Source organism: Hoeflea sp. 108 (genome assembly GCF_000372965.1).
Taxonomy (GTDB): Bacteria; Pseudomonadota; Alphaproteobacteria; order Rhizobiales; family Rhizobiaceae; genus Aminobacter.
Window position 1 is genome coordinate 1,217,286 of the sequence record NZ_KB890024.1, and the last position, 20,827, is coordinate 1,238,112.

19 protein-coding genes are annotated in these 20,827 nt (G+C 64.5%); 12 read left to right on the top strand and 7 right to left on the bottom strand.

From position 1 onward, the window contains the following. Nucleotides 1-84: 84 nt before the first annotated feature. Together B015_RS30525 and B015_RS0106020 are read right to left on the bottom strand one after the other, a co-directional pair. Complete coding sequence (locus tag B015_RS30525) at nt 85-885, bottom strand: methyltransferase (RefSeq protein WP_018426768.1); 801 nt, start codon at nt 883-885, stop codon at nt 85-87. Continuing rightward, nucleotides 882-1,106 (bottom strand): DUF2007 domain-containing protein, encoded by a 225-nt coding sequence (locus B015_RS0106020; RefSeq protein ID WP_018426769.1) that lies wholly within the window; start codon nt 1,104-1,106, stop codon nt 882-884. The genes B015_RS30525 and B015_RS0106020 overlap by 4 nt, the downstream gene beginning before the upstream one ends. Before the next feature lie 148 nt (nt 1,107-1,254). Here B015_RS0106020 and B015_RS0106025 point away from each other — a divergent pair, with 148 nt between their 5' ends. The 3 genes from B015_RS0106025 (at nt 1,255) to B015_RS0106035 (ending at nt 5,524) form a co-directional block, all read left to right on the top strand. Then, the gene (locus tag B015_RS0106025) at nt 1,255-2,271 is read left to right on the top strand and encodes a polyprenyl synthetase family protein (protein WP_018426770.1); all 1,017 of its coding nucleotides are present in this window, start codon (nt 1,255-1,257) and stop codon (nt 2,269-2,271) included. Nucleotides 2,272-2,457: 186 nt separating this feature from the next. Next, complete coding sequence (locus tag B015_RS0106030; RefSeq protein WP_018426771.1) at nt 2,458-4,461, top strand: tetratricopeptide repeat protein; 2,004 nt, start codon at nt 2,458-2,460, stop codon at nt 4,459-4,461. A 118-nt stretch (nt 4,462-4,579) separates the two neighbouring features. Then, the gene (locus tag B015_RS0106035) at nt 4,580-5,524 is read left to right on the top strand and encodes a glycine--tRNA ligase subunit alpha (protein ID WP_018426772.1); all 945 of its coding nucleotides are present in this window, start codon (nt 4,580-4,582) and stop codon (nt 5,522-5,524) included. 136 nt (nt 5,525-5,660) lie between these two features. On the opposite strand, the gene B015_RS33220 is transcribed toward B015_RS0106035, so the two are convergent. Then, entirely contained in the window at nt 5,661-5,837 is a 177-nt protein-coding gene (locus B015_RS33220) for a hypothetical protein (protein WP_198292845.1), read from the bottom strand. A 188-nt stretch (nt 5,838-6,025) separates the two neighbouring features. On the opposite strand from B015_RS33220, the gene glyS reads away from it, so the two are divergent. Continuing rightward, nucleotides 6,026-8,317: a glycine--tRNA ligase subunit beta gene (gene glyS / locus B015_RS0106045; protein ID WP_018426774.1), complete on the top strand. Its 2,292-nt coding sequence runs from the start codon at nt 6,026-6,028 to the stop codon at nt 8,315-8,317. A 55-nt stretch (nt 8,318-8,372) separates the two neighbouring features. On the opposite strand, the gene B015_RS0106050 is transcribed toward glyS, so the two are convergent. Continuing rightward, nucleotides 8,373-8,852, bottom strand: coding sequence for a hypothetical protein (locus B015_RS0106050; RefSeq protein ID WP_018426775.1), 480 nt, complete (start codon nt 8,850-8,852; stop codon nt 8,373-8,375). Nucleotides 8,853-8,940: 88 nt separating this feature from the next. Between B015_RS0106050 and B015_RS0106055 the strand changes: the two genes are divergently transcribed. The 3 genes from B015_RS0106055 to B015_RS0106065 all read left to right on the top strand — a co-directional run bounded on the left by B015_RS0106055 (nt 8,941) and on the right by B015_RS0106065 (nt 12,103). Continuing rightward, nucleotides 8,941-9,909 (top strand): L-threonylcarbamoyladenylate synthase, encoded by a 969-nt coding sequence (locus tag B015_RS0106055; protein ID WP_018426776.1) that lies wholly within the window; start codon nt 8,941-8,943, stop codon nt 9,907-9,909. A gap of 26 nt (nt 9,910-9,935) precedes the next feature. Continuing rightward, on the top strand, nt 9,936-11,366 hold the full coding sequence (locus B015_RS0106060) for an FAD-binding oxidoreductase (protein WP_026226952.1): 1,431 nt from the start codon (nt 9,936-9,938) through the stop codon (nt 11,364-11,366). Between the two features lie 170 nt (nt 11,367-11,536). Further along, on the top strand, nt 11,537-12,103 hold the full coding sequence (locus tag B015_RS0106065) for a DUF6101 family protein (protein WP_018426778.1): 567 nt from the start codon (nt 11,537-11,539) through the stop codon (nt 12,101-12,103). Nucleotides 12,104-12,112: 9 nt separating this feature from the next. Here the strand turns inward: B015_RS0106065 and ubiA are convergent, their stop codons facing one another. Next, the gene (gene ubiA, locus B015_RS0106070; RefSeq protein WP_026226953.1) at nt 12,113-13,096 is read right to left on the bottom strand and encodes a 4-hydroxybenzoate octaprenyltransferase; all 984 of its coding nucleotides are present in this window, start codon (nt 13,094-13,096) and stop codon (nt 12,113-12,115) included. Between the two features lie 167 nt (nt 13,097-13,263). On the opposite strand from ubiA, the gene purD reads away from it, so the two are divergent. Further along, entirely contained in the window at nt 13,264-14,538 is a 1,275-nt protein-coding gene (purD, locus tag B015_RS0106075; protein ID WP_018426780.1) for a phosphoribosylamine--glycine ligase, read from the top strand. Here purD and B015_RS0106080 read toward each other — a convergent pair. Then, entirely contained in the window at nt 14,535-15,677 is a 1,143-nt protein-coding gene (locus B015_RS0106080; protein WP_051091944.1) for a GH25 family lysozyme, read from the bottom strand. The genes purD and B015_RS0106080 overlap by 4 nt on opposite strands. A gap of 296 nt (nt 15,678-15,973) precedes the next feature. Here B015_RS0106080 and B015_RS0106085 point away from each other — a divergent pair, with 296 nt between their 5' ends. Then, nucleotides 15,974-17,752: an acyl-CoA dehydrogenase gene (locus B015_RS0106085; RefSeq protein ID WP_018426782.1), complete on the top strand. Its 1,779-nt coding sequence runs from the start codon at nt 15,974-15,976 to the stop codon at nt 17,750-17,752. A 26-nt stretch (nt 17,753-17,778) separates the two neighbouring features. Beyond that, entirely contained in the window at nt 17,779-18,528 is a 750-nt protein-coding gene (locus B015_RS0106090) for a crotonase/enoyl-CoA hydratase family protein (protein WP_018426783.1), read from the top strand. Between the two features lie 37 nt (nt 18,529-18,565). Here B015_RS0106090 and pdxH read toward each other — a convergent pair whose 3' ends face one another. Next, entirely contained in the window at nt 18,566-19,183 is a 618-nt protein-coding gene (gene pdxH / locus B015_RS0106095) for a pyridoxamine 5'-phosphate oxidase (RefSeq protein WP_018426784.1), read from the bottom strand. Between the two features lie 129 nt (nt 19,184-19,312). Between pdxH and B015_RS0106100 the strand changes: the two genes are divergently transcribed. Both B015_RS0106100 and B015_RS0106105 read left to right on the top strand, forming a co-directional pair. Beyond that, nucleotides 19,313-19,687, top strand: coding sequence for an RT0821/Lpp0805 family surface protein (locus B015_RS0106100; RefSeq protein WP_085941113.1), 375 nt, complete (start codon nt 19,313-19,315; stop codon nt 19,685-19,687). An 88-nt stretch (nt 19,688-19,775) separates the two neighbouring features. Then, nucleotides 19,776-20,729, top strand: coding sequence for a J domain-containing protein (locus tag B015_RS0106105; protein ID WP_018426786.1), 954 nt, complete (start codon nt 19,776-19,778; stop codon nt 20,727-20,729). The last annotated feature ends 98 nt before the right edge of the window (nt 20,730-20,827 follow it).

Below are 20,827 nucleotides of genomic sequence, written 5' to 3' on the forward strand. Positions count from 1 at the left end.
TCCGAAAGTCTCTACTTTCGGGCCGACGCGCCGGACATGCCGGATGTATGTATTCCGTAGCCATCCGCAATGTCTGAGGCGAGCTCAATCGCCGAAAAGCGAAGAGCGGCCGCTGTTTATGTCGTCGGCGCGTTGCGAGAACCTGTCGTTTTCTTCATGCAGTACAAGCGGCGGGCAGATCTGCATGGACGCGCGCGAGGCACGCGCGGCCCTTACGATGACTCTGATCGCCGACGCGTCGGCGCGCGGGTGGATCGGCACGACCTCGGCATTGCCGAAGCGGCCTTCCATGGCGTTGAGGATGGGCACCAGCGATTCCGGGCGAGCGATGATGGCGAAACCGCCACGCGGCTTGACCACGGCTGCGGCACTGCGGATCCAGCTTTCGAACAGCCCGTCGTCCATGACATGCGCCTGCCGCTTCAGCGCGTCGGGCGTCGGGCGATGGTGTTGAGGGTTGAACGGCGGGTTCATGATCACCCAGTCGAGCGATCCGTTGGCAAGTCCGGCCTCGGCGCGCGCCTTGCCCGATAGCGCCACGTCGGCCATCAGCACGGTTGCGCGCCCCTTGAGCGATGTGTTGTCGGGATGCGCGAGCGTCGCCTCGGCAAAGGCCGCCATCTCGGGCGTCAGTTCCACCAGCAGCGCATGAGCCGACCTGCAGCGCGACGCAACAGAAAGGCCGGCAGCACCGGCGCCTGCGCCGAAATCGGCCAGCCGGCCTGCAAATGTCGATGGGACAGAGGACGCGAGCATCATCGCGTCCATGCCGGCGCGATGTCCGCCCTTCTTCGGCTGCACCACAAAGAAGTCGCCGCGATGGAAGGCATCCACCGTATGCGGCGGCAGCTTCGGTCCGGCAATCTCTAAAGGGGCAGAGGTCACTTCAGGCGGATTTCGTGCTCGATGCCGGCGTCGGTAAGCAGCTGTCGCGCCTCCCTGGCATCGTCTTCGTCGATCAGGACGCGCCGCGGCAGGATGCCCAGCGAGCCATCGAGCACGCTCATGTTCTGGTCGGCGATGAAGCAGCCGATGCCGGAGTCTCGCAGAAGCGATTGAACGAAGGACAGGACGACGGGGTCGTTGGTGCGCATGAGTTCGATCATCTCTGGAAATTCGCAGTTTGAGCGGGCGAAGTAAACGCCACACCTTTCGCCGCGCCAATTCGCCACTTGCCGGTGTGGTGCATAGCGCCCTAGAATCGATTAAGAGCTACGCGCGCGACAACGCGCCCGTGTAATTGGAGTGTTGGCCTTGGGTGTCGTTCTCAACATCGAGAAGGGAAAGCGGGACGCCGCTTCGATCAAGGAACTGATCGATCTGACTTCGGCCGACATGGCCAGGGTCAACGAGTTGATCCTCTCCAAGGCCGGTTCTGACGTCGAGATGATCCCGGAGGTGGCCAACCACCTGATCTCGTCGGGCGGCAAGCGCCTGCGTCCGATGCTGACGCTCGCAGCCGCCCAGATGTTCGGCTATTCCGGCGAAAACCACGTCAAGCTGGCGACCTCGGTCGAATTCATGCACACGGCGACGCTGCTGCATGACGACGTCGTCGACGAAAGCGACCTGCGTCGCGGCAAGAAGACGGCGCGGACCATCTGGGGCAACCAGGCGAGCGTGCTCGTCGGCGACTTCCTGCTTGGTCAGGCTTTCCGCATGATGGTCGAGGTCGGCTCGCTCGAAGCGCTCGACATCCTGTCATCGGCTGCCTCGATCATCGCCGAAGGCGAGGTGATGCAGCTGGCGGCCGCCAAGAACCTCGAGACCACCGAAGACGAGCATTTCGCTGTCATCAAGGCGAAGACGGCGGCCCTGTTCTCGGCCGCTGCCGAGGTCGGCCCGGTCATCGCCGGCGCGTCGAAGAACGACAAGGCGGCGCTGCGCTCCTACGGCATGAATCTCGGTCTTGCCTTCCAGTTGATTGATGACGCCCTCGATTACGGCGGCTCCAGCAAGGACCTCGGCAAGAATGTCGGTGACGATTTCCGCGAAGGCAAGGTCACGCTGCCGGTGATACTGAGCTATCGCCGCGGCAGCACCGCCGAACGCGCCTTCTGGAAGAGCGCGATCGAGGATGGTGGGAGCGACGATACCGCGCTCGAAAAGGCGATTGGCCTGATGACGCGCCATGGCGCCATCTCCGACACGATCGGCCGCGCCAGCCATTTCGGCGAGATCGCCCGCGATGCGCTGGCGCCGCTCGACAACACGCCGCAGAAGACGGCCCTGATCGACGTCATCGATTTCTGCATCAGCCGCGTCGTGTGATTGTCGCCCGAGGCGACACGCCAGTGTTGCCCTTAAGCAAGTCTTGAGCCGGTTGTCGGATTGTAATGCCGGACCGGATTGATGCGTGACCCCAAAAAGGCCATGCTTCGAACCGACAAGCGGTTGCGACCATCGATCCCGCACAGCGGGTGTCTTGACCGTAGGACCTGACCAGGAAGGACTTTCATGCGGCAGCGACGCGCACTCTGGCTCCTCGGGCTGGCGGCTTTCACGAGCTTCACCGCCCTGACGCAGCCGGGCTATGCCAAAACGGTTTCCGAGCCGGTCGAAATCAACTCCTTTTCGGGCGCTTATCTCGCGGCGCGTACCGCCGAAGCAGACAACGATCTCGACAGCGCCATTGCCTATTACAAGCGCGCGCTGGCTTTTGATCCCGAAGACGCGGCCCTTCAGCAGAGCCTGATGCTGGCGCTGATCGCGCAGGGGCGCTTCGACGAATCGCTGCCCTACGCCCAGATGCTGAAGACCGTGCCCGACGTGGAGCGCTTCTCGCGGCTGGCGCTCGGCGTCGACAGCATCCGCAAGAAGGATTACCAGGGTGCCGAGAACTGGCTCAAGCTGGCGCTCGAATCCGACCTCGACCGGCTGATAACAGGTGTCATGACCGGCTGGGCGAAGCAGGGCGAAGGGCGCTCGGCCGATGCGCTGCAGTTCCTCGACAAGCTTCAGGGGCCGGAATGGTATGAGCTGTTCAAGACCTATCATCGCGCCCTGATCGCCGAGGCAGCTGGCCAGAAGGACAAGGCCGACGAGATATTCAAGGCAACGATCAACAATCTCGGCGCCGGCAGTGCTGCGCCCGAGACATGGATGCGTGCCGCCGAAGCCTATGCCGGGTTCCTGGCACGCGGTGGCAAGAAGGCCGAGGCGCTCGCTGTCCTCGACAAGGCTGACGAGTTCGCGCCTGGCAAGCTGCCGATTTCGGCGCTGCGCGAGCAGATCAACAAGGGCGACAAGATTGCGCCTCTGGTCGCCAACCCGCAGGATGGCGCCGCCGAAATCCTGCTCAACCTGTCGACGGCGCTGAACCGCGGCGGCGGCGAACCCTTCGTTCGCCTCTATCTGCAATATGCGCTGGCCCTGAAGCCATACAGCGACGAATTGCTGGTGCAGCTCGCCTCGATCGCCGAGCAGCAGCAGAACGGCGAGGAGGCAATCGCGCTCTACCGCCGCGTGCCTGAAAGCTCGCCGCTGAAGCGGCTGTCGGAGTTGCAGCTCGGCCTCAACCTCGCCGACCTCAAGCAGCACGACGAGGCGATCAAGCACCTGAAGGCGCTGGTCGAGGCCAATCCCGACGATATGCGCGGCTATCTCGCGCTCGGCGGCGTCTATGCGTCGACCGAGAATTTCCGTGCCGCCGCCGATGTCTACGACAAGGCGGTCGAAAAGCTGAAGACGCCGACCAACGTCAACTGGAACCTCTTCTACCAGCGCGGCATCGCCTATGAGCGGCTGAAGGAATGGCCAAAGGCCGAGCCGAACTTCCGCAAGGCGCTGGAACTGTTCCCGGACCAGCCGCAGGTGCTGAACTATCTCGGCTATTCCTGGGTCGACATGAACATCAACCTCGATGAGGGCCTCAACCTCATCAAGAAGGCTGCCGATCTCAGGCCGAGCGACGGCTACATCATCGATTCGCTGGGCTGGGCCTATTATCGTCTCGGCAAGTTCGACGACGCCGTGCGCGAACTCGAACGCGCGGTGGCGCTGAAGCCTGACGATCCGGTGCTGAACGATCACCTCGGCGATGCCTACTGGCGTGTCGGGCGCAAGCTGGAGGCCACATTCCAGTGGAGCCACACGCGCGACATGAAGCCCGAGCCAAACGTTCTGGCTGAGGTCGAAAAGAAGCTGGCCAAGGGTCTGGAGCCGCTGCCTGAGAAGCCGACCGCCGCCCAGGAAGTGCCGGCCAAGCCAGAGCCGGTGCAGCCGGTGGCGCCTGCGACCGACAGCCAGAAGAAGGGCGAGGTCGATAACCCGGTCGAGGAGACGGCGCAGATCGTACCTGCGGCCTACAAGGTGCAGCGCGGCCAGTCGCTGTGGTCGATCGCCAATGAGGTGCTCGGCAATGGCGACCGCTATCGCGAGATCCTCGATCTCAACCCCGAGCTGCGCGGTGATCCGGCCCGCCTGGCGCCGGGACAGGAACTGCGCCTGCCGGGCAATTGACCCGGCAGCGTGGGCGGCGGCCGGATGCCGCTGCTTGACCCATATCTTCGGGCAGAATAGGACGGGGCCTCTCTGGCCCCGTTTTGCTGCGGGGCGCGCCAATGATCGAGCGTTGCCCGTGACCAACACCATGCCCGCCCATATGCACCCCAGCCGCTCGTTCCAGGGCCTGATCCTGACGCTGCACAATTACTGGGCCGCGCATGGTTGCATCATCCTGCAGCCCTACGACATGGAAGTGGGCGCCGGTACGTTCCACCCGGCAACGACGCTGCGCGCACTGGGCCCGAAGCGCTGGAACGCCGCTTATGTGCAGCCCTCGCGCCGCCCCAAGGATGGCCGTTATGGCGAAAACCCCAACCGGCTGCAGCATTATTACCAGTACCAGGTCATCCTGAAGCCGAACCCGTCGAACCTGCAGGAACTTTACCTCGGCTCGCTGGCCGCCATCGGCCTCGATCCGCTGGTGCATGACATCCGCTTCGTCGAAGACGACTGGGAAAGCCCGACGCTGGGCGCCTGGGGCCTTGGCTGGGAATGCTGGTGCGACGGCATGGAAGTGTCGCAGTTCACCTATTTCCAGCAGGTCTGCGGCATCGAATGTGCGCCTGTCGCAGGCGAGTTGACCTACGGACTCGAGCGCCTTGCGATGTACGTTCAGGGCGTCGACAACGTCTACGACCTCAATTTCAACGGTCTCGAAGGCGACGACAAGGTCACCTATGGCGACGTCTTCCTGCAGGCCGAGCAGGAATATTCCAGGCACAATTTCGAGCACGCCAACACCGCGATGCTGCTCAAGCATTTCGAGGACGCCGAAGCCGAGTGCAAGGCGCTGCTCGCAGCCGGCGCGCCGGCCGAGGGCGGCAATCTCGCCCAGCACAAGATGGTGTTCCCAGCCTACGACCAGTGCATCAAGGCGAGCCATGTCTTCAACCTGCTCGACGCTCGCGGCGTGATCTCGGTGACCGAACGCCAGAGCTACATCCTCAGGGTGCGCAACCTTTCCAAGGCTTGCGGCGAGGCTTTCCTGCTGACGGAAGCGGGCGGCATGTCGGTTTGACGGCTTTCGCCCACACCATTGTTCACCTCAACGACTGACCCGGCGGCGCCGGCCGGGCGCTGGTGATCGACCTTACCAACCCGACGGCGGATACTGCGGCGACACGATTGGCGGCGCTGATTGGCGAGAGCCTGAGCTAGGCGATTTGGGCGATTGCCGTACCATACGACGATGCGGATGGAACCGCCTGTCCGTCGATGGTTTGCAGCGCCTTGCGCACGCCCGGCAGCTTGAGTTCAGCGGGTGCGGCGACATGCACTGCGAGCAGGGCGCTGAGTGCCAGGACATGCAGGGATGCGGTCAGGATTTTCATCGCCATCGAGCCAACAGGTGTCTGCCTGAACGTCGGTCGCTTCGGCGCAGCGTTCGGTTCACGGAAATCTTCGGTCTTGCGCAGGCTTGTCGCTGCATGCCCATGGCATTTCGCCTGCTGCACTGGAGGTGACAGCGGGCGGCTGAGTTGCTATGCCGCGCGGACCATTTTCCGCGTGAGCCTGTCCGATGCCCGATCTGCTTCTTGAGTTGCGTTCCGAAGAAATCCCCGCCCGCATGCAGCGCAAGGCGGCCGGCGATCTGAAGAAGATGCTGACCGACGGTCTGGTCGAAGCCGGTCTCACCTACGAGGCAGCGCGCGAGTACTGGACGCCGCGGCGCCTGACACTCGACATTCGCGGCCTCACCGCCCGCTCCAAGGACATCCACGAGGACCGCAAAGGCCCAAGCACCAAGGCGCCTGAAGCGGCGATCCAGGGCTTTCTACGCAGCGCCGGGCTGAACTCGATTTCCGAGGCGCATGTCCATAGCGACCCCAAGAAGGGCGACTTCTACGTCGCGCACATCTCAAAGCCCGGCCGCTCGGCCGAGGAGATCGTCGCCGAGTTGATGCCCGCGATCGTCAAGTCGTTCCCGTGGCCGAAATCGATGCGCTGGGGCCCGGCCTCGGCCAAGCCCGGCAGCTTGCGCTGGGTGCGCCCGCTGCAGTCGATCGTCTGCACTTTCGGCCCCGAGACCGAGGAGCCCGTCGTCATCGACTTCGAGGTCGACGGCATTCGCTCCGGCAACGTCACCTACGGCCACCGCTTCCACGCCCCGGAAGCGATATCAGTACGCCGCTTCGACGACTATGCGGCCAAGCTCGAGGCCGCCAAGGTCGTCATTGACGCCGACCGGCGCAAGGAGATCATCGTCACCGATGCCCGCAACCTGGCCTTCGCCAGTGGGCTTGAGCTGGTCGAAGACGAAGGCCTGCTGGAAGAGGTTTCGGGCCTCGTCGAGTGGCCGGTCGTGCTGATGGGCCAGTTCGAGGATGCCTTCCTCGAAATCCCGGCCGAGGTTATCCGCTTGACCATCCGCGCCAACCAGAAGTGTTTCGTCACCCGCCCGCAAGGCAAGGAGGACGCGCTGTCGCATCACTTCGTGCTGACCTCGAACATCGAGGCCAGGGACGGCGGCAAGGAGATCGTCCACGGCAACGGCAAGGTGGTGCGCGCCCGTCTCTCCGACGCGCTCTATTTCTGGAAGACCGACCAGGGCGACCTGCCCGATCTCGAAACGCTGAAGGAATCGGCCTCGGCCTTCGGCCTCGATCTGGCCAAGCCGCTCGACCAGCGCATGGCCCGTCTCGACCATCTCGGCGTCACCTTCCACGCCAAGCTCGGCACGCAGGGCGCCCGCGTCCAGCGCATCCGTGCGCTTGCTCGCGAGATCGCGCCGCTGGTCGGCGCCGAGCCGAAGCTCGCCGAGCGCGCTGCCGTTTTGGCCAAGGCCGACCTGCAGACTGAAGTGGTCGGCGAGTTCCCCGAACTTCAGGGCGCCATGGGCCGCAAATATGCGCTGCTGCAGGGCGAAAGCCCGTCGGTGGCGGCTGCACTCGAGGAGCATTACAGGCCGCAGGGCCCGTCCGACCGCGTGCCGGCCGATCCGGTTTCGGTGTCGGTGGCGCTGGCCGACAAGCTCGACACGCTGGTCGGCTTCTGGACCATCGACGAGAAGCCGACGGGTTCAAAGGACCCTTACGCACTCCGTCGTGCTGCGCTCGGCATTGTCAGGATCTTGCTGGCAGCACGTGGCAAGCTGCCGCTGACCAAGCTGTTCGATGCGGCGCTTGCCCAGTTGGCCGAGACGTCGATTGAAAAGCGTCTGGCCGAGTTCGAGGCCGCGCAAGCCAAGCTCGACACCGGTGACGTCGACGGCGAGCAGGACGTGGACAATGCGCTCGCCGCCTATGAGGCGGAACTGCGCCGCGAGACGATTGAGCGGGCAGCGCCCCTGAAGGCCGACCTGCTCGCTTTCTTCCACGACCGCCTGAAAGTCTATCTGCGCGAACTCGGCGCCCGCCACGATCTGATCGACGCGGTGATTTCGCCAGACGCCGATGACCTTTTGACCGTGACCCGCCGGGTCGAGGCGCTGGGCCATTTCCTCGACAGCGAGGAGGGCAAGAACCTGCTCGCTGGCACCAAGCGCGGCGCCAACATCCTGGCGGCCGAAGAGAAGAAGGGTACCGTCGTGGCCGCAGCCATCGACGAAAAGCTGTTCCGCGAACCTGCCGAGAGCGCACTGTTCGCTTCGGTCAGCCAGGCCGTCGACAATGCTGGCAAGGAAATCCATCGCGAAGACTTCGCCGCCGCCATGCGGGCGCTCAGCGCCCTGCGCGAACCGGTGGATACGTTCTTCGAGAAGGTTCTGGTCAACGACGAGGATGTGGCGGTGCGTGCCAACCGCCTTGCGCTGCTCGCCCGCATCCGTGCGGCGACCGATCAGGTCGCCGACTTCTCCAAGATCGCGGGTTAGGTTTGACGGCTGCAGTGTCCTTTGCACGTCCGGGAGGACGCGCAGGGCTGCAGGTCTAGTGAACCAGGTCCTTCGCCGGCGTGGCGGCGGGCTCCTTCATCGAAGCGGGAGCGGGCTGCGCATCTGCCGCCGCCTGCTGCTGGGCGGGCGCCGCCGATGCCTGTGCCGGTTGGGCGGCCGGCGCCGGATCGGCAGATGCGTCGCCGATCTCGCCACTGCGAATGACCATCACGTCCTGTCGCATCCGGGGCGCGGATGCGGCGGCGATTGCCGCGACGTTTCTCGTATCGACCGCCGACGCACCAAGGGCCACGATCGAGACCGCAACCTTCGGAGCCCCGACCTCGACCAAGGATGGGCTTGTCTCGCTGTCGGGCACGAAGACCAGAGACGATGCCTGCGTGGCGCCGGCCGCAGCCATGCCCACAACGAGAAACGCAGCAAAAAGACGCATTTGGCCCCCGGCTTTGAATCGATCTATCAGGCCCTCATAATATGCCGCCGGTTGCGGCGGGCTTGCGAAGATGCCGCGCATTTTAGCCATCGCCGCGATTCCTGGGGGGGTGGCCTTGTCGCATGGCGCCATGCGCGCTATCGACCGGACACGAAAAGGAAGCTTTAACGTGACGGAACTGATCGCGGCCGATGAGGCGATGGACGCAGCCCTTGCCCTGCTGGGTGCCGGCGAGGTCGTGGCCATTCCGACCGAGACCGTCTACGGGCTTGCCGGCGACGCGACCAATGGCGATGCTGTCGCCCGCATCTTCGAGGCCAAGGGCCGCCCGCGCTTCAATCCGCTGATCGCCCATGTCGCTGACATGGCCATGGCCGAAAGCATCGGCGTGTTTGATCCCTTGTCGCGCAAGCTGGCCGACGCATTCTGGCCGGGACCGCTGACGTTGGTCGTGCCGTTGAGGCTCGAATTTGGCATCCACCCGCTTGTCACCGCAGGGCTGGACACGATCGCGCTGCGCATGCCCATGGGTTTCGGCGGCAAGCTGATATCACGGCTGGGCCGGCCGCTCGCGGCACCGAGCGCCAACACGTCGGGCAAGATCAGTTCGACCAGCGGAGAGGCCGTCGCTGCCGATCTCGGTGGGCGCATTCCGCTTGTCGTCGATGGCGGTCCGACATCGGTCGGCCTGGAATCGACCATCGTCAAGGTCGAGGGCGACAGGGCACGGCTGCTGCGTCCGGGCGGCATTGCTGCCGGCGATATCGAAGCGGTCTTGGGATCGCCGCTGTTACGCGGCGTGACCGCTGGTATCGAGGCCCCCGGCATGCTTGCGTCGCATTATGCGCCGGGCGCTGCCATGCGCCTCGACGCGGACCGTATCGAGGCTGGCGAGGCGCTGCTTGGTTTCGGTGCGCTGCGTGCCGAAGGCTGGCAGAAGGCGCGCGCCTTCCTCAACCTGTCCGAGACCGGCGACCTTCGTGAAGCCGCCACCAACCTGTTTTCGCATCTGCAGGCACTCGACCGCAGCGGTGCCGGACTGATCGCCGTCGAGCCCATTCCGTCGGAAGAACTGGGCGAGGCGATCAACGACCGGCTGGTCCGGGCTGCGGCACCGCGCGACATTCCCCATATGTGAATCTGGCCCCGAACCTGGCTGCTCCCATGACACAGAACACAATCGGCCTCGACCCCGCGCTTGCCGAGCGCTTTTCCGCGATCGTTGGCGAGCGCTACGCCGTTCGCGAGAGTTCCGACATCGAGCCCTATGTGCATGAGCCTCGCGGGCTGTTCACGGGGACAACGTCGTTGGTGCTCAGGCCGGGCAGCGTTGAGGAGGTGAGCGCGATCATGAAGCTCGCCAACGAGACGCGCACCCCAGTCGTGCCGCAGGGGGGCAACACTGGCCTCGTCGGCGGCCAGGTGCCGGACCGCTCTGGAGGGCAGGTGGTGGTGTCGCTGTCGCGGCTGAACCGCATCCGGGAAGTCGATCCGGTGTCGAACACCCTGGTCGCCGAAGCGGGTGTCGTGCTCGACCTCTTGCACAAGGCTGCCGACGAGGTCGACAGGCTGTTTCCGCTGTCGCTCGCTTCGCAAGGGTCCTGCCAGATCGGCGGTAACCTGTCGTCCAATGCCGGCGGTACCGGTGTCGTTGCTTATGGCAATGCTCGCGAACTCTGTCTCGGCGTCGAGGTGGTGCTGCCTTCCGGTGAGGTGCTGGACGACCTGCGCAAGCTGAAGAAGGACAATACCGGCTACGACCTCAAGAACCTGTTCGTGGGTGCCGAGGGCACGCTGGGTATCATCACGGCCGCCGTGCTGAAGTTGTTTCCCAAGCCGAAGGGCAGGGAGGTGGCCTGGGTCGGACTTGAAACGCCTGAGGCGGCGCTTGCCCTGTTCGACCGCGCCCAGGACCTCGGCGGCAGCGCCCTGACCGCATTCGAGCTGATCGGCCACCTGCCGATGGAGTTCGCCATGCGTCATATACCTGATGCCCGCCCGCCGCTGGAAGGCGACTGGGCCTGGCAGGTGCTGATGGAAATCTCCTCCGGCCGCTCGGCCGAGGATGCCAGGACCTTGATGGAGGACATCCTCTCCGCCGGCTTCGAGGCCGGCCAGGTCGGCGACGCCGCGATTGCCGCGAGCGTCGGCCACGCCAATGAATTCTGGCGCCTGCGGGAGATGCTGCCGGAGACGCAGAAGGCCGAGGGCGCCTCGATCAAGCACGACATCTCGGTGCCGATCGCCAGCATTCCTTCCTTCATCGAAAAGGCAGGGTTTGCCGTGGCGGGCGTCTGCCCGGAGGCACGGGTGGTCTGCTTCGGCCACATGGGCGACGGCAATTTGCACTACAACATCTCGCAGCCGGTCGGCATGGACGGCGCCGAGTTCCTGGCGCTCTACCGCCGCATGAACGATGCCGTGCACGACGTGGTGCGCAGCTTCAATGGCTCGATCTCGGCCGAGCACGGCATCGGCCAGCTCAAGCGCAACGAACTGATCGCAACCGCGCCGCCCGTCGCCATCGACTTGATGCGTCGGGTGAAGACCGTTTTCGATCCGGCCGGCATCATGAACCCCGGCAAGGTGATTTGATGCAGTTTGGTGGGATTCCGATAACCATCGGAGAGATCAGCAAAATTTAACCGACTTTCTTAAGCGGGGCGGTAAGGTCCCCCCGCTAGTGTCCTTCCTACAAACGAGACCGGGAAAACTGGTCCGGAGAGACCGGAAAACGGCTCTCAGGAGAAACAGGAAGGCACAACATGAACACCGGACTGAAGCCAGTCTGGGCGGGACGCAACATGCGCCTCGACCCATTCCGCTTGCCGCAGATGGTCAGCTACGCCACGCGCGATGACCTGGGCGATGTCACCTTCACCATCGATCATCGCGGCGCGGTCATCCGCCGACTGCTCGAGCAGAGTGGCCTTCCGCTGACCATCGCCTTGCCGGCTCGTGCCTTCCGCGGCGTCGCCGCTCGGGCCATGGAAGACGACGAAGGCAATGTCACAGTGACGCTGGAGCTGCTGCACAACGACCCGATGCTCTCGGTGCCGCTGCTGGTTGCCGACGATCTCGACGATGTTGCCGCCGACTGGCGTGCCTGGGCCGAATTCTACAGCCTGCCGATGCTTTTGATCGAGGCCGACGGTGTTGCCCGCACGCTCGAAGAGTCGCTCGGGGCCGCGATCAAGACCCAGCCGCCGCTGGATCGCCGCAAGGGCCGGGTGTCGCGCATGCGCCGGCCGCGTTTCCTTGCCCGTCGCAAATCGGGTTCGCTTGGTGTGCGTCTCGTCATCGCGGGCGAAGAGATCATCGCCCGCGCTTGATTGCCAGGATCAGATCAGCGGCTTCAGCGCCACCCAGGCGCCGCCGCAGATCAGGCCGATGAAGATCATCCAACCGATCTGGCCGTTCGACCTGAACAGCTTGAGGCACTGGTCTGGATTGTCGATGTCGAGCACGGCAATCTGACGCGCCATGTGCGCGCCGGCCGCCACCAGGCCGGCCAGCGCCGGCATCGGGACCTGCGCCATGGCAAAGGCCGTGGCGAACAACATCAGCGCGCCGCCGTAGAGCCCGATCAGCCAGGACTTCGTGTTCTCGCCGAAATAGCGCGCGGTCGACTTCACGCCGACGAGCGCGTCGTCTTCCTTGTCCTGGTGGGCATAGATCGTGTCGTAGCCGATCACCCACAGGATCGAGCCGAAATAGAGCAGCAGCGCCGGCGGATCGATGTCGCCGAATTCCGCCGCCCAGCCCATCAGCGCGCCCCACGAGAAGGCAAGGCCGAGCACGAATTGCGGCCAGTTGCTGAAGCGCTTCATGAACGGGTAGATGGCGACGATCACCAGCGACGAGATTCCGAGCAGGATGGCGAAGCTGTTGAACTGCAGCAGCACGACCAGTCCGATGAGCGCCTGCGCAACGAGGAAGATCCAGGCCTGGCGCCTGGAGACCTGTCCCGACGGCATGGGACGTGAACGCGTGCGTTCGACCTGGGCGTCGATGTTCTCGTCGACGATGTCGTTGTAGGTGCAGCCGGCACCGCGCATGGCTATGGAGCCGATCAGGAACAGGATCAGATACCAGGGCGAGGGCAGCAGGGAGATCAGGCTGTCCTCGGGGCGGGCATAGGCGCTTGCCGCCATCGCGGCTGACCACCAGCATGGCCAGAGCAACAGCACCCAGCCGATCGGCCTGTCCCAGCGGGCCAGCTGTGCATAAGGCCAGAGTTTGCGCGGCAAGGCGCGGTAGACCCAATGCCCGCTCGGCGCATCGGCGACCCGGCCCTGGCCGGCTTTTGACTGAATGGTTTCCATCGCTGTGGAGTGGCAGGCGCGGACGCGGTCGTCAAGACGACGGATGGTCTCTGGGCGGGGCAGCGATTGATGATCGAGTCGGCAGCAAAAAGCGGCTTCCAAGCCTTGACCCGTGGCGACATCGGCCATAGCGGAGAGGCGGTTTCTGCAGGACGAGGAATTGCCTGATGAATGTCCTTCTCATCGGTTCCGGCGGTCGCGAGCACGCACTCGCCTGGAAGATCGCGGCATCGCCGATGCTGACCAAGCTTTATGCCGCGCCCGGCAATCCCGGCATCGCCCAGGAGGCGGAACTGGTGGCGCTCGATGTCGCCGACCATTCAGCGGTTGCGTCCTTCTGCAAGGACAAGGGCATCGATCTTGTCGTCGTCGGGCCCGAGGGGCCTCTTGTTGCAGGCATCGGCGACGATCTGCGCGCTCAGGGCATCCGTGTGTTCGGCCCGTCCAAGGCCGCGGCTCAACTCGAGGGCTCGAAAGGCTTCACCAAGGACCTCTGCGCTCGCTACGGCATCCCGACCGCTGACTATGGCCGTTTCGACGACGCGGCCTCCGCCCGCGCCTATGTCGAGAAGATGGGCGCACCGATCGTTATCAAGGCCGACGGGCTTGCCGCGGGCAAGGGCGTGACTGTCGCGATGACCCTGGTCGAGGCCCTCGATGCTGTCGACGCCTGCTTCGAAGGTGCGTTCGGCGGCGCCGGTGCATCCGTTGTCGTCGAGGAATTCATGACCGGCGAGGAGGCGAGCTTCTTCTGCCTGTGCGACGGCAAGACGGCGCTGCCCTTCGGCACGGCGCAGGATCACAAGCGCGTCGGCGACGGCGACGTCGGTCCCAACACCGGCGGCATGGGCGCCTATTCGCCTGCGCCCGTGATGGATCCGGAGACGGTCGAGCGCACCATGCGCGAGATTGTCGAGCCGACCATGCGCGGCATGGCCGAGATGGGCGCGCCATTCTCGGGCGTGCTGTTCGCCGGCCTGATGCTGACGGACAAAGGCCCGAGGCTGATCGAATACAACACCCGTTTCGGCGATCCCGAATGCCAGGTTCTGATGATGCGGCTGAAGGAGGACTTGCTCGTCCTGCTCAACGCTGCCGCCGACGGCCAGCTGTCGCATGTCTCCGCCCGCTGGCGCGACGAGGCGGCGCTCACTGTGGTGATGGCCGCCGAGGGGTATCCCGGCACACCGGAAAAGGGCTCGGTCATCTCTGATGTCGACAAGGCTGTCGCCTCGGGTGCACAGGTCTTCCATGCCGGCACCGCGGAGAAGGACGGCAAGCTGGTTGCCAATGGCGGACGCGTTCTCAACGTCACCGCCTCCGGAAAGACCGTCAGCGAAGCACAGCAGAAGGCCTATGCGGCGGTAGACCTGATCGACTGGCCCGAAGGCTTCTGCCGCCGCGACATCGGCTGGCGCGCCGTCGAGCGTGAGCAGGCCTAAGGCTTGTCCAGTTCTGTGGATGCGGTTGAAACCGGGTCGAGGTCGGCTCTGCGGTCGGCAAGGGCGCGCTCGCGTCGTTCCAGCTTCGCCGCCGCATATTCGGCCATGCCGTAGGCATGACGGCTGCCGGGCGCTTTCATCGCCGGCACCGTGCCGATGACGGCCTTGTTCCAGCTTGATTGCAACGCCTCGGCCAGCAGGTCGAGCCTTACGGGATAGGCGACTGACGCATAGCGGATCTGGCTTTCGCCCTTCACGCCGTCGTCGCGGGCGATCGGCACCGGCACGCTCGCCACAAACACATCAGTGGTTTCGATGAGCTGGCCGAACGGCCAGGCCTTGCGCAGCGCCTCCGCATCCATCGGTGCAACGTTGACGTCGATGTCATTGGGCGTGCCGGCGACGCGGTAGGGGCAGCGGCGCTCGCCGCAATTGGCCTGCGCCGAGAATTGCCACAGCGTGTAGCCCTGCCAGTTACCTTTCGGGAAATGGATGCCGATCTCGGGCTTGTAGCGCGCGTACCAGAGCGGCAGCCGCGACAGCAGCTGGTAGCGATAGCGATTGTCGGCGATGTATTTCGAAGTCGTGCCGTTGGTGTAGAGGATCGGGTAGCGTCCCGTGCGCTGGAAGATGTAGCGCACGAAGATCTCGGCATCCTCGAGCGACATCCATTTGTCGGGATCGTTCTCCTCGATGTCGAGCGCCATCAGATCGTCGGGACCAGGCTCGGCGAAATCGAGGAAATTCTGCGCCTGCTCGATCGGATTGCCTGGGCGGCCGAGATGGTAGGCGCCCCATTCGAGGCCGAGCGCCTTGGCGACGACCTTGCGGGTGTGGAACAGCTCGCGCGCCACGGCGTGCCGCTTCCACAATGCCTTGCACAGGCGGATTTCGGTTTCCGTGCCGGAGCAGAAATAGGGCGGAGGCAGGCCGTCGGAGCCCTTGTTGATGAAGCCGACGATGCGCTTGTCGCCTGACAGCTTCTGCCAGTCGATGGAATTGTATTCGTAGGCGTCGATGACCAGCGCCCGGTCGGGTTTCTTCCAGGGTTCGGAGAAGTCGGAAGCGAGGGCGGCGACGGGGAGGGAGGCGCACGCCGCGGCAAGCGCTGAAAGCGTGAGCCTGCGAAACCTGGACACCAGTCCCCTCAAGCGGCGATCCCCGATGATCGATAGCCGATCGTGAACCGTCATGGTTAAGGAAATACTGATGAAGCTCCAGCACCCAAGGGTTGAAGCGTCAGCCTATTTGAACCGGTTGCCGCTGGTGTCGCTATAGCAGCGATGGGTGACGACGCCCTGTTTTGGTTTCGAGTTCGGCCAAAAATTTGACGTTTACGTAAAAAGTCACTTTCCCTCGCTGAAGGAACGCGGCTAGTGTGGGCGGCAGGCGGTGGTGAGGCCGCGATAGCACGTCATCAGCAGGAGGAAGCGTCATGTATCGCGCCCCGGTGGAAGAGATTGCCTTTGCGCTGAAGCATGTGGCGGGCCTGAAGGCAGCGCTCGACGCGGGCAGGTTCGGCGACCTTGGTGAAGACCTGGTCGACGCGATCCTGGGCGAGGCAGGCCGCTTCGCCAGCGAGGAAGTGGCGCCGCTCTACGAGATCGGCGACAAGGTCGGGGCCAAGCTCAAGGATGCGGCCGTGACCATGCCGCCCGGCTGGAAGGACGTCTACAAGCACTGGGCCGAGGGTGGTTGGAACGGCCTCAACGGTCCTGAGGAGTACGGTGGCCAGGGCCTGCCGACGATGCTGGGTGTTGCCGCACTCGAAATGTGGAACTCGGCCTCCATGGCCTTCGGCATCGGCCCGACGCTGACCATGGGGGCGATCGAGGCGCTGGAAAAGCATGCATCGGAAGAATTGAAGGCACTCTATCTCGCCAAGATCATCTCCGGCGAGTGGATGGGCACGATGAACCTGACCGAGCCGCAGGCCGGTTCGGATCTCGCCGCCCTGCGCACTCGCGCCGAACGATCAGGCGACGGCACCTACCGCATCTTCGGCCAGAAGATCTTCATCACCTATGGCGAGCACGACCTGACCGACAACATCGTGCATCTGGTGTTGGCCCGGCTGCCGGACGCGCCGGTCGGTACGCGCGGAATCTCGCTGTTCCTCGTGCCCAAGTTCCTGCTCAATGACAACGGCACGCCGGGTGCGCGCAACGATGTGTTCTGCTCGGGCATCGAGGAAAAGCTCGGCATCCATGCTTCGCCGACCTGCACGATGATCTATGGCGACGGCTTCGCCAAAGGCCGTGAGCCGGGTGCGGTGGGCTGGCTGATCGGCGAGGAGAACAGGGGCCTCGCCTGCATGTTCACGATGATGAACAATGCTCGCCTGTCGGTCGGCATGCAGGGCGTGGCGGTGGCTGAAGCCGCGTTCCAGAAGGCGCTCGCTTACGCCAACGACCGCCGCCAGGGCAAGGCCTCCGGCTACACCGGCGAAGGCATGGCACCGATCGTTTATCACCCCGACGTGCAGCGCAATCTCTTGACCATGAAGGCGCTGACCCAGGGGGCGCGCGCCATCACCTATGCCTGCGCCCACGCGCTCGACATGGCGCGCATCTCCGAAGGCACGGAGAAGGCGCACTGGCAGGACCGCGCCAACCTGTTGACGCCGATCGCCAAGGCTTTCGCCACCGACGTCGGTGTCGATGTCGCCTCGCTCGGCGTACAGGTGCATGGCGGCATGGGCTTCATCGAGGAGACGGGAGCGGCGCGCTTGCTGCGCGATGCTCGCATCGCCCCGATCTATGAAGGCACCAACGGCATCCAGGCGATCGATCTGGTCGTCCGCAAGCTGCCGCTCGGAAATGGCGACCATGTCTTCGACTATATCGGCGAGCTCGATGCCGCCGCCAATGCGGTCGCGGCCCTCAACAGCGAGGACTATGGCCGCACCGCGATCTGCCTGGAGCAGGCGCTGGACGAATTGCAGCAGTCCACGCGCTTCCTGCAAAAGCAAATCGAGAACGGCCGAACGGACGATGCCCTGGCCGGCGCCACGCCCTATCTCAGGCTGTTCGCGCTGGCCGCCGGCGGCTCTTATCTGGCGCGCGCGGCCGTGGCCGAGGGCGACGCGGGGCGCATCGCCTTGTGCCGGTTCTTTGCCGAGAACCTGCTCGGCGAGACTACGGCGCTGAAGGAGCGCGTCACCGGCGGCGCGGCAAGCCTGCACCAAGCCGCCAAGGCGCTGGTTTCGGTATAAGAATCTGGGACGAGGAACAGTCTGACGTGAGCGACCATATTGTCATCGAGCGGCAGGATGCCGTTCAGATCATCCGGATGAACCGTCCGGACAAGAAGAATGCCATCACGCGCGCCATGTATGGTGAGATGGCCGCAGCGCTGAAGGCCGGCGACGCCGATCCGGCAGTACGCGTGCACGTCTTTCTCGGTGTGCCCGGTGCCTTCTCGGCCGGCAACGACCTCGCCGATTTCATGGCGATCGCCACCGGCGGCGAGGGCGGCGCCGAGGTGTGGGAATTTCTCGGGGCGCTTGCGCTGGTCGAAAAGCCGATCGTCTCGGGCGTCGACGGCATTGCGGTCGGCATCGGTACGACCATCAACCTGCATTGCGACCTGACCTTCGCCACGCCGCGCACCACCTTCCGCACGCCGTTCGTCGATCTCGGCCTGGTTCCCGAAGCGGGCTCGAGCCTGCTTGCACCGCGCGTGCTCGGCCAGCAGGGGGCCTTTGCGCTGCTCGGCCTGGGCGAGGGTTTTCCGGCCGGGCGGGCGCTCGCGGCCGGGCTGATCTACAAGGTGGTGTCCGAAGACGAACTTGAGGCTGCCACCCTTGCGGCAGCACGCGAGATTGCTGCCAAGCCACCGGAAGCGCTGAAGATCGCGCGTGACCTGATGCGCGGCGACCGGTCTGAGCTCGTCGCCCGCATCAAGGAGGAAGGCGAGCATTTCCGTGCCCGCCTCAAATCCGACGAGGCGCGCGCCGCTCTCGTCGCCTTCATGACGCGCAAGAAGTGAGTTGGTTGGCCTCCCCACATCAAGGGAGGCCAGGAACCTACGGATAAAGCCTGTCCTTGTCCCAATCGCCCTTGTCGTTGGCGGTGAAGACGATGCGGTCGTGCAGGCGGAAGGGCCGGTCGTGCCAGAATTCGATCTGGCTCGGCCGGATGCGGAAGCCCGACCAGTGCGCCGGCCGCGGGATTTCGCCGATGGCGTGGCGGGCGGTGTATTCGGCCACCGCCTTCTCCAGTGCAAAGCGGCTTTCCAGCGGACGCGACTGCTTCGAGGCCCAGGCCCCGATTCGGCTGCCACGCGGACGCGAGGCGAAATAGGCGTCGGCTTCGGCGTCGGTGACGATTTCCACAGGACCGCGCACGCGCACCTGGCGCCGCAGCGACTTCCAGTGGAAGCACATCGCGGCCTTCATCGTCGCCAGGATCTCTCGGCCCTTGGCGCTTTCGAAGTTGGTGTAGAAGACGAAGCCCTGCTCGTCGAAGCCCTTGAGCAGCACCATGCGCACGTCGGGCAGGCCGTCGGTGTCGACGGTCGCCAGCGCCACCGCGTTGGGGTCGTTCGGCTCGCTGGCCGTCGCATCCTTCAGCCATGCCGCAAAGAGCCGATATGGCTCCGCGCTTTCAGTGAAGTCACCCGTTGTTAACTCTGTGTCCGTCATAGCTCTTACTCGACCTGCCAATGCCGACCGGGAGAATGCCTATTGTCGCGCCCCGCGCAAGCCTTTGAAGGCCTTTGCCACCCGCAAATCGGGTTCCGATGCCTCAAGGTAGCGGTGCTTTTTGGTCTGATGACGACGACGGCATGTGGCGTCGGCGGCTTCAGCCTGGAAAAGGCGGAGGTGGACCGCAGCCTGCTGACCAGCAAGGTGCCGGCAACCGACACGCTTCCCGATGCGAATCGGCTCTCCGACCAGGCAACGATCCGCAACGCGGTTTCGTCCGCCGATGTGCGTGAACTCGCTGGGCAGCCGATTGCCTGGGCCAACACCGATACCGGCGCGCGAGGGCAGATCACGGCACTCGCCGAGACCATGGAACGCGGCGTCCTGTGCCGCAAATTCGCCGCCTCCCGCGAGAGCTTCGACGGCGTCACCCTGTTCAAGGGCGAAATCTGCGCGGCGGGCGCCGGAACCTGGCAGATGCTGGCCTTCGAGCCTGCCTGAGAATAGCGTCGCTGCAGCCTCTGGAATTTGTTCCTAGGCAAGCGCATATAGAGAAGAGCCAACCCTTTCAATTTGCGTGGGACTTTGCATGCGCGACCCCTATGAGGTGCTGGGCGTTGCCAAGAACGCCTCGGCCAAGGACATCAAATCGGCTTTCCGCAAGCTCGCCAAGAAGCATCACCCGGACCAGAATCCGGATGATCCGAAGGCAAAGGAGCGTTTTTCGGCAGCCAACCAGGCCTATGAGATTCTCGGCGACGAGAAGAAGAAGGCATCTTTCGACCGTGGCGAGATCGATGCCGAGGGCAAGCCTCGCTTCCATGGCTTCGAGGGTGCCGGCGGCGGCGATCCCTTTGGCGGTTTCCGCCGCCAGCAGGGCGGCCCGGGCGCCAGCCACTTCGAGTTCCGTCAGTCGGGGCCAGGCGGCGGCGGTTCGTTCGACGCCGGTGACATTTTCAGCCAGATTTTCGGCGATGCCTTCGGTCAGCGCGGTGGTGCCGGTGCCGGCGCGCATCCAGGTGCCGGCATGGGCAGTGGTCAGCGGGCTCAGCCAGGAGCCGACATCAATGTCAGCCTCGACGTAACCATAGAGGAAGCTGCGACCGCGCCCAAGGTGACGGCCCAGTTTCCCGACGGGCGCAAGATCGCCGTCAAGCTTCCTGAATATGTCGAGGACGGCCAGACGATCCGCCTCAAGGGCCAGGGCGAGCAGGGCTTCGGCGGCGCCGGCGACGCGCTGGTCAAGATCAGGTTCCGCCTTCATCCACGCTACAGGATCGAGGGCAGGGACCTTCATGTCGACCTGCCGGTCAGCCTCAAGGACGCGGTGCTGGGCGCCAAGGCGGCGGTGGAAACGCCGACCGGCCGACTTGCGGTGAAGGTTCCCGAATGGTCGAGCTCAGACAAGGTGCTGCGCATCAAGGGGCGTGGTCTGCCGGAAAAGGCCGGCGGCCATGGCGACCTCTATGCCCATGTGCGGGTGATGTTGCCCGAGGGCGGTGATCCCGCGCTGGAAGAACTGGTGCGCAAATTTGCCGACTGATGTCGGGCCAGCGAGTTTTTGCTGGCCTCACAGCCTTGGGCGCATGAAAGCTTGAAGGTCAAGATTGCCTATGCGATAGGCTCTCCAAAACAATTCAA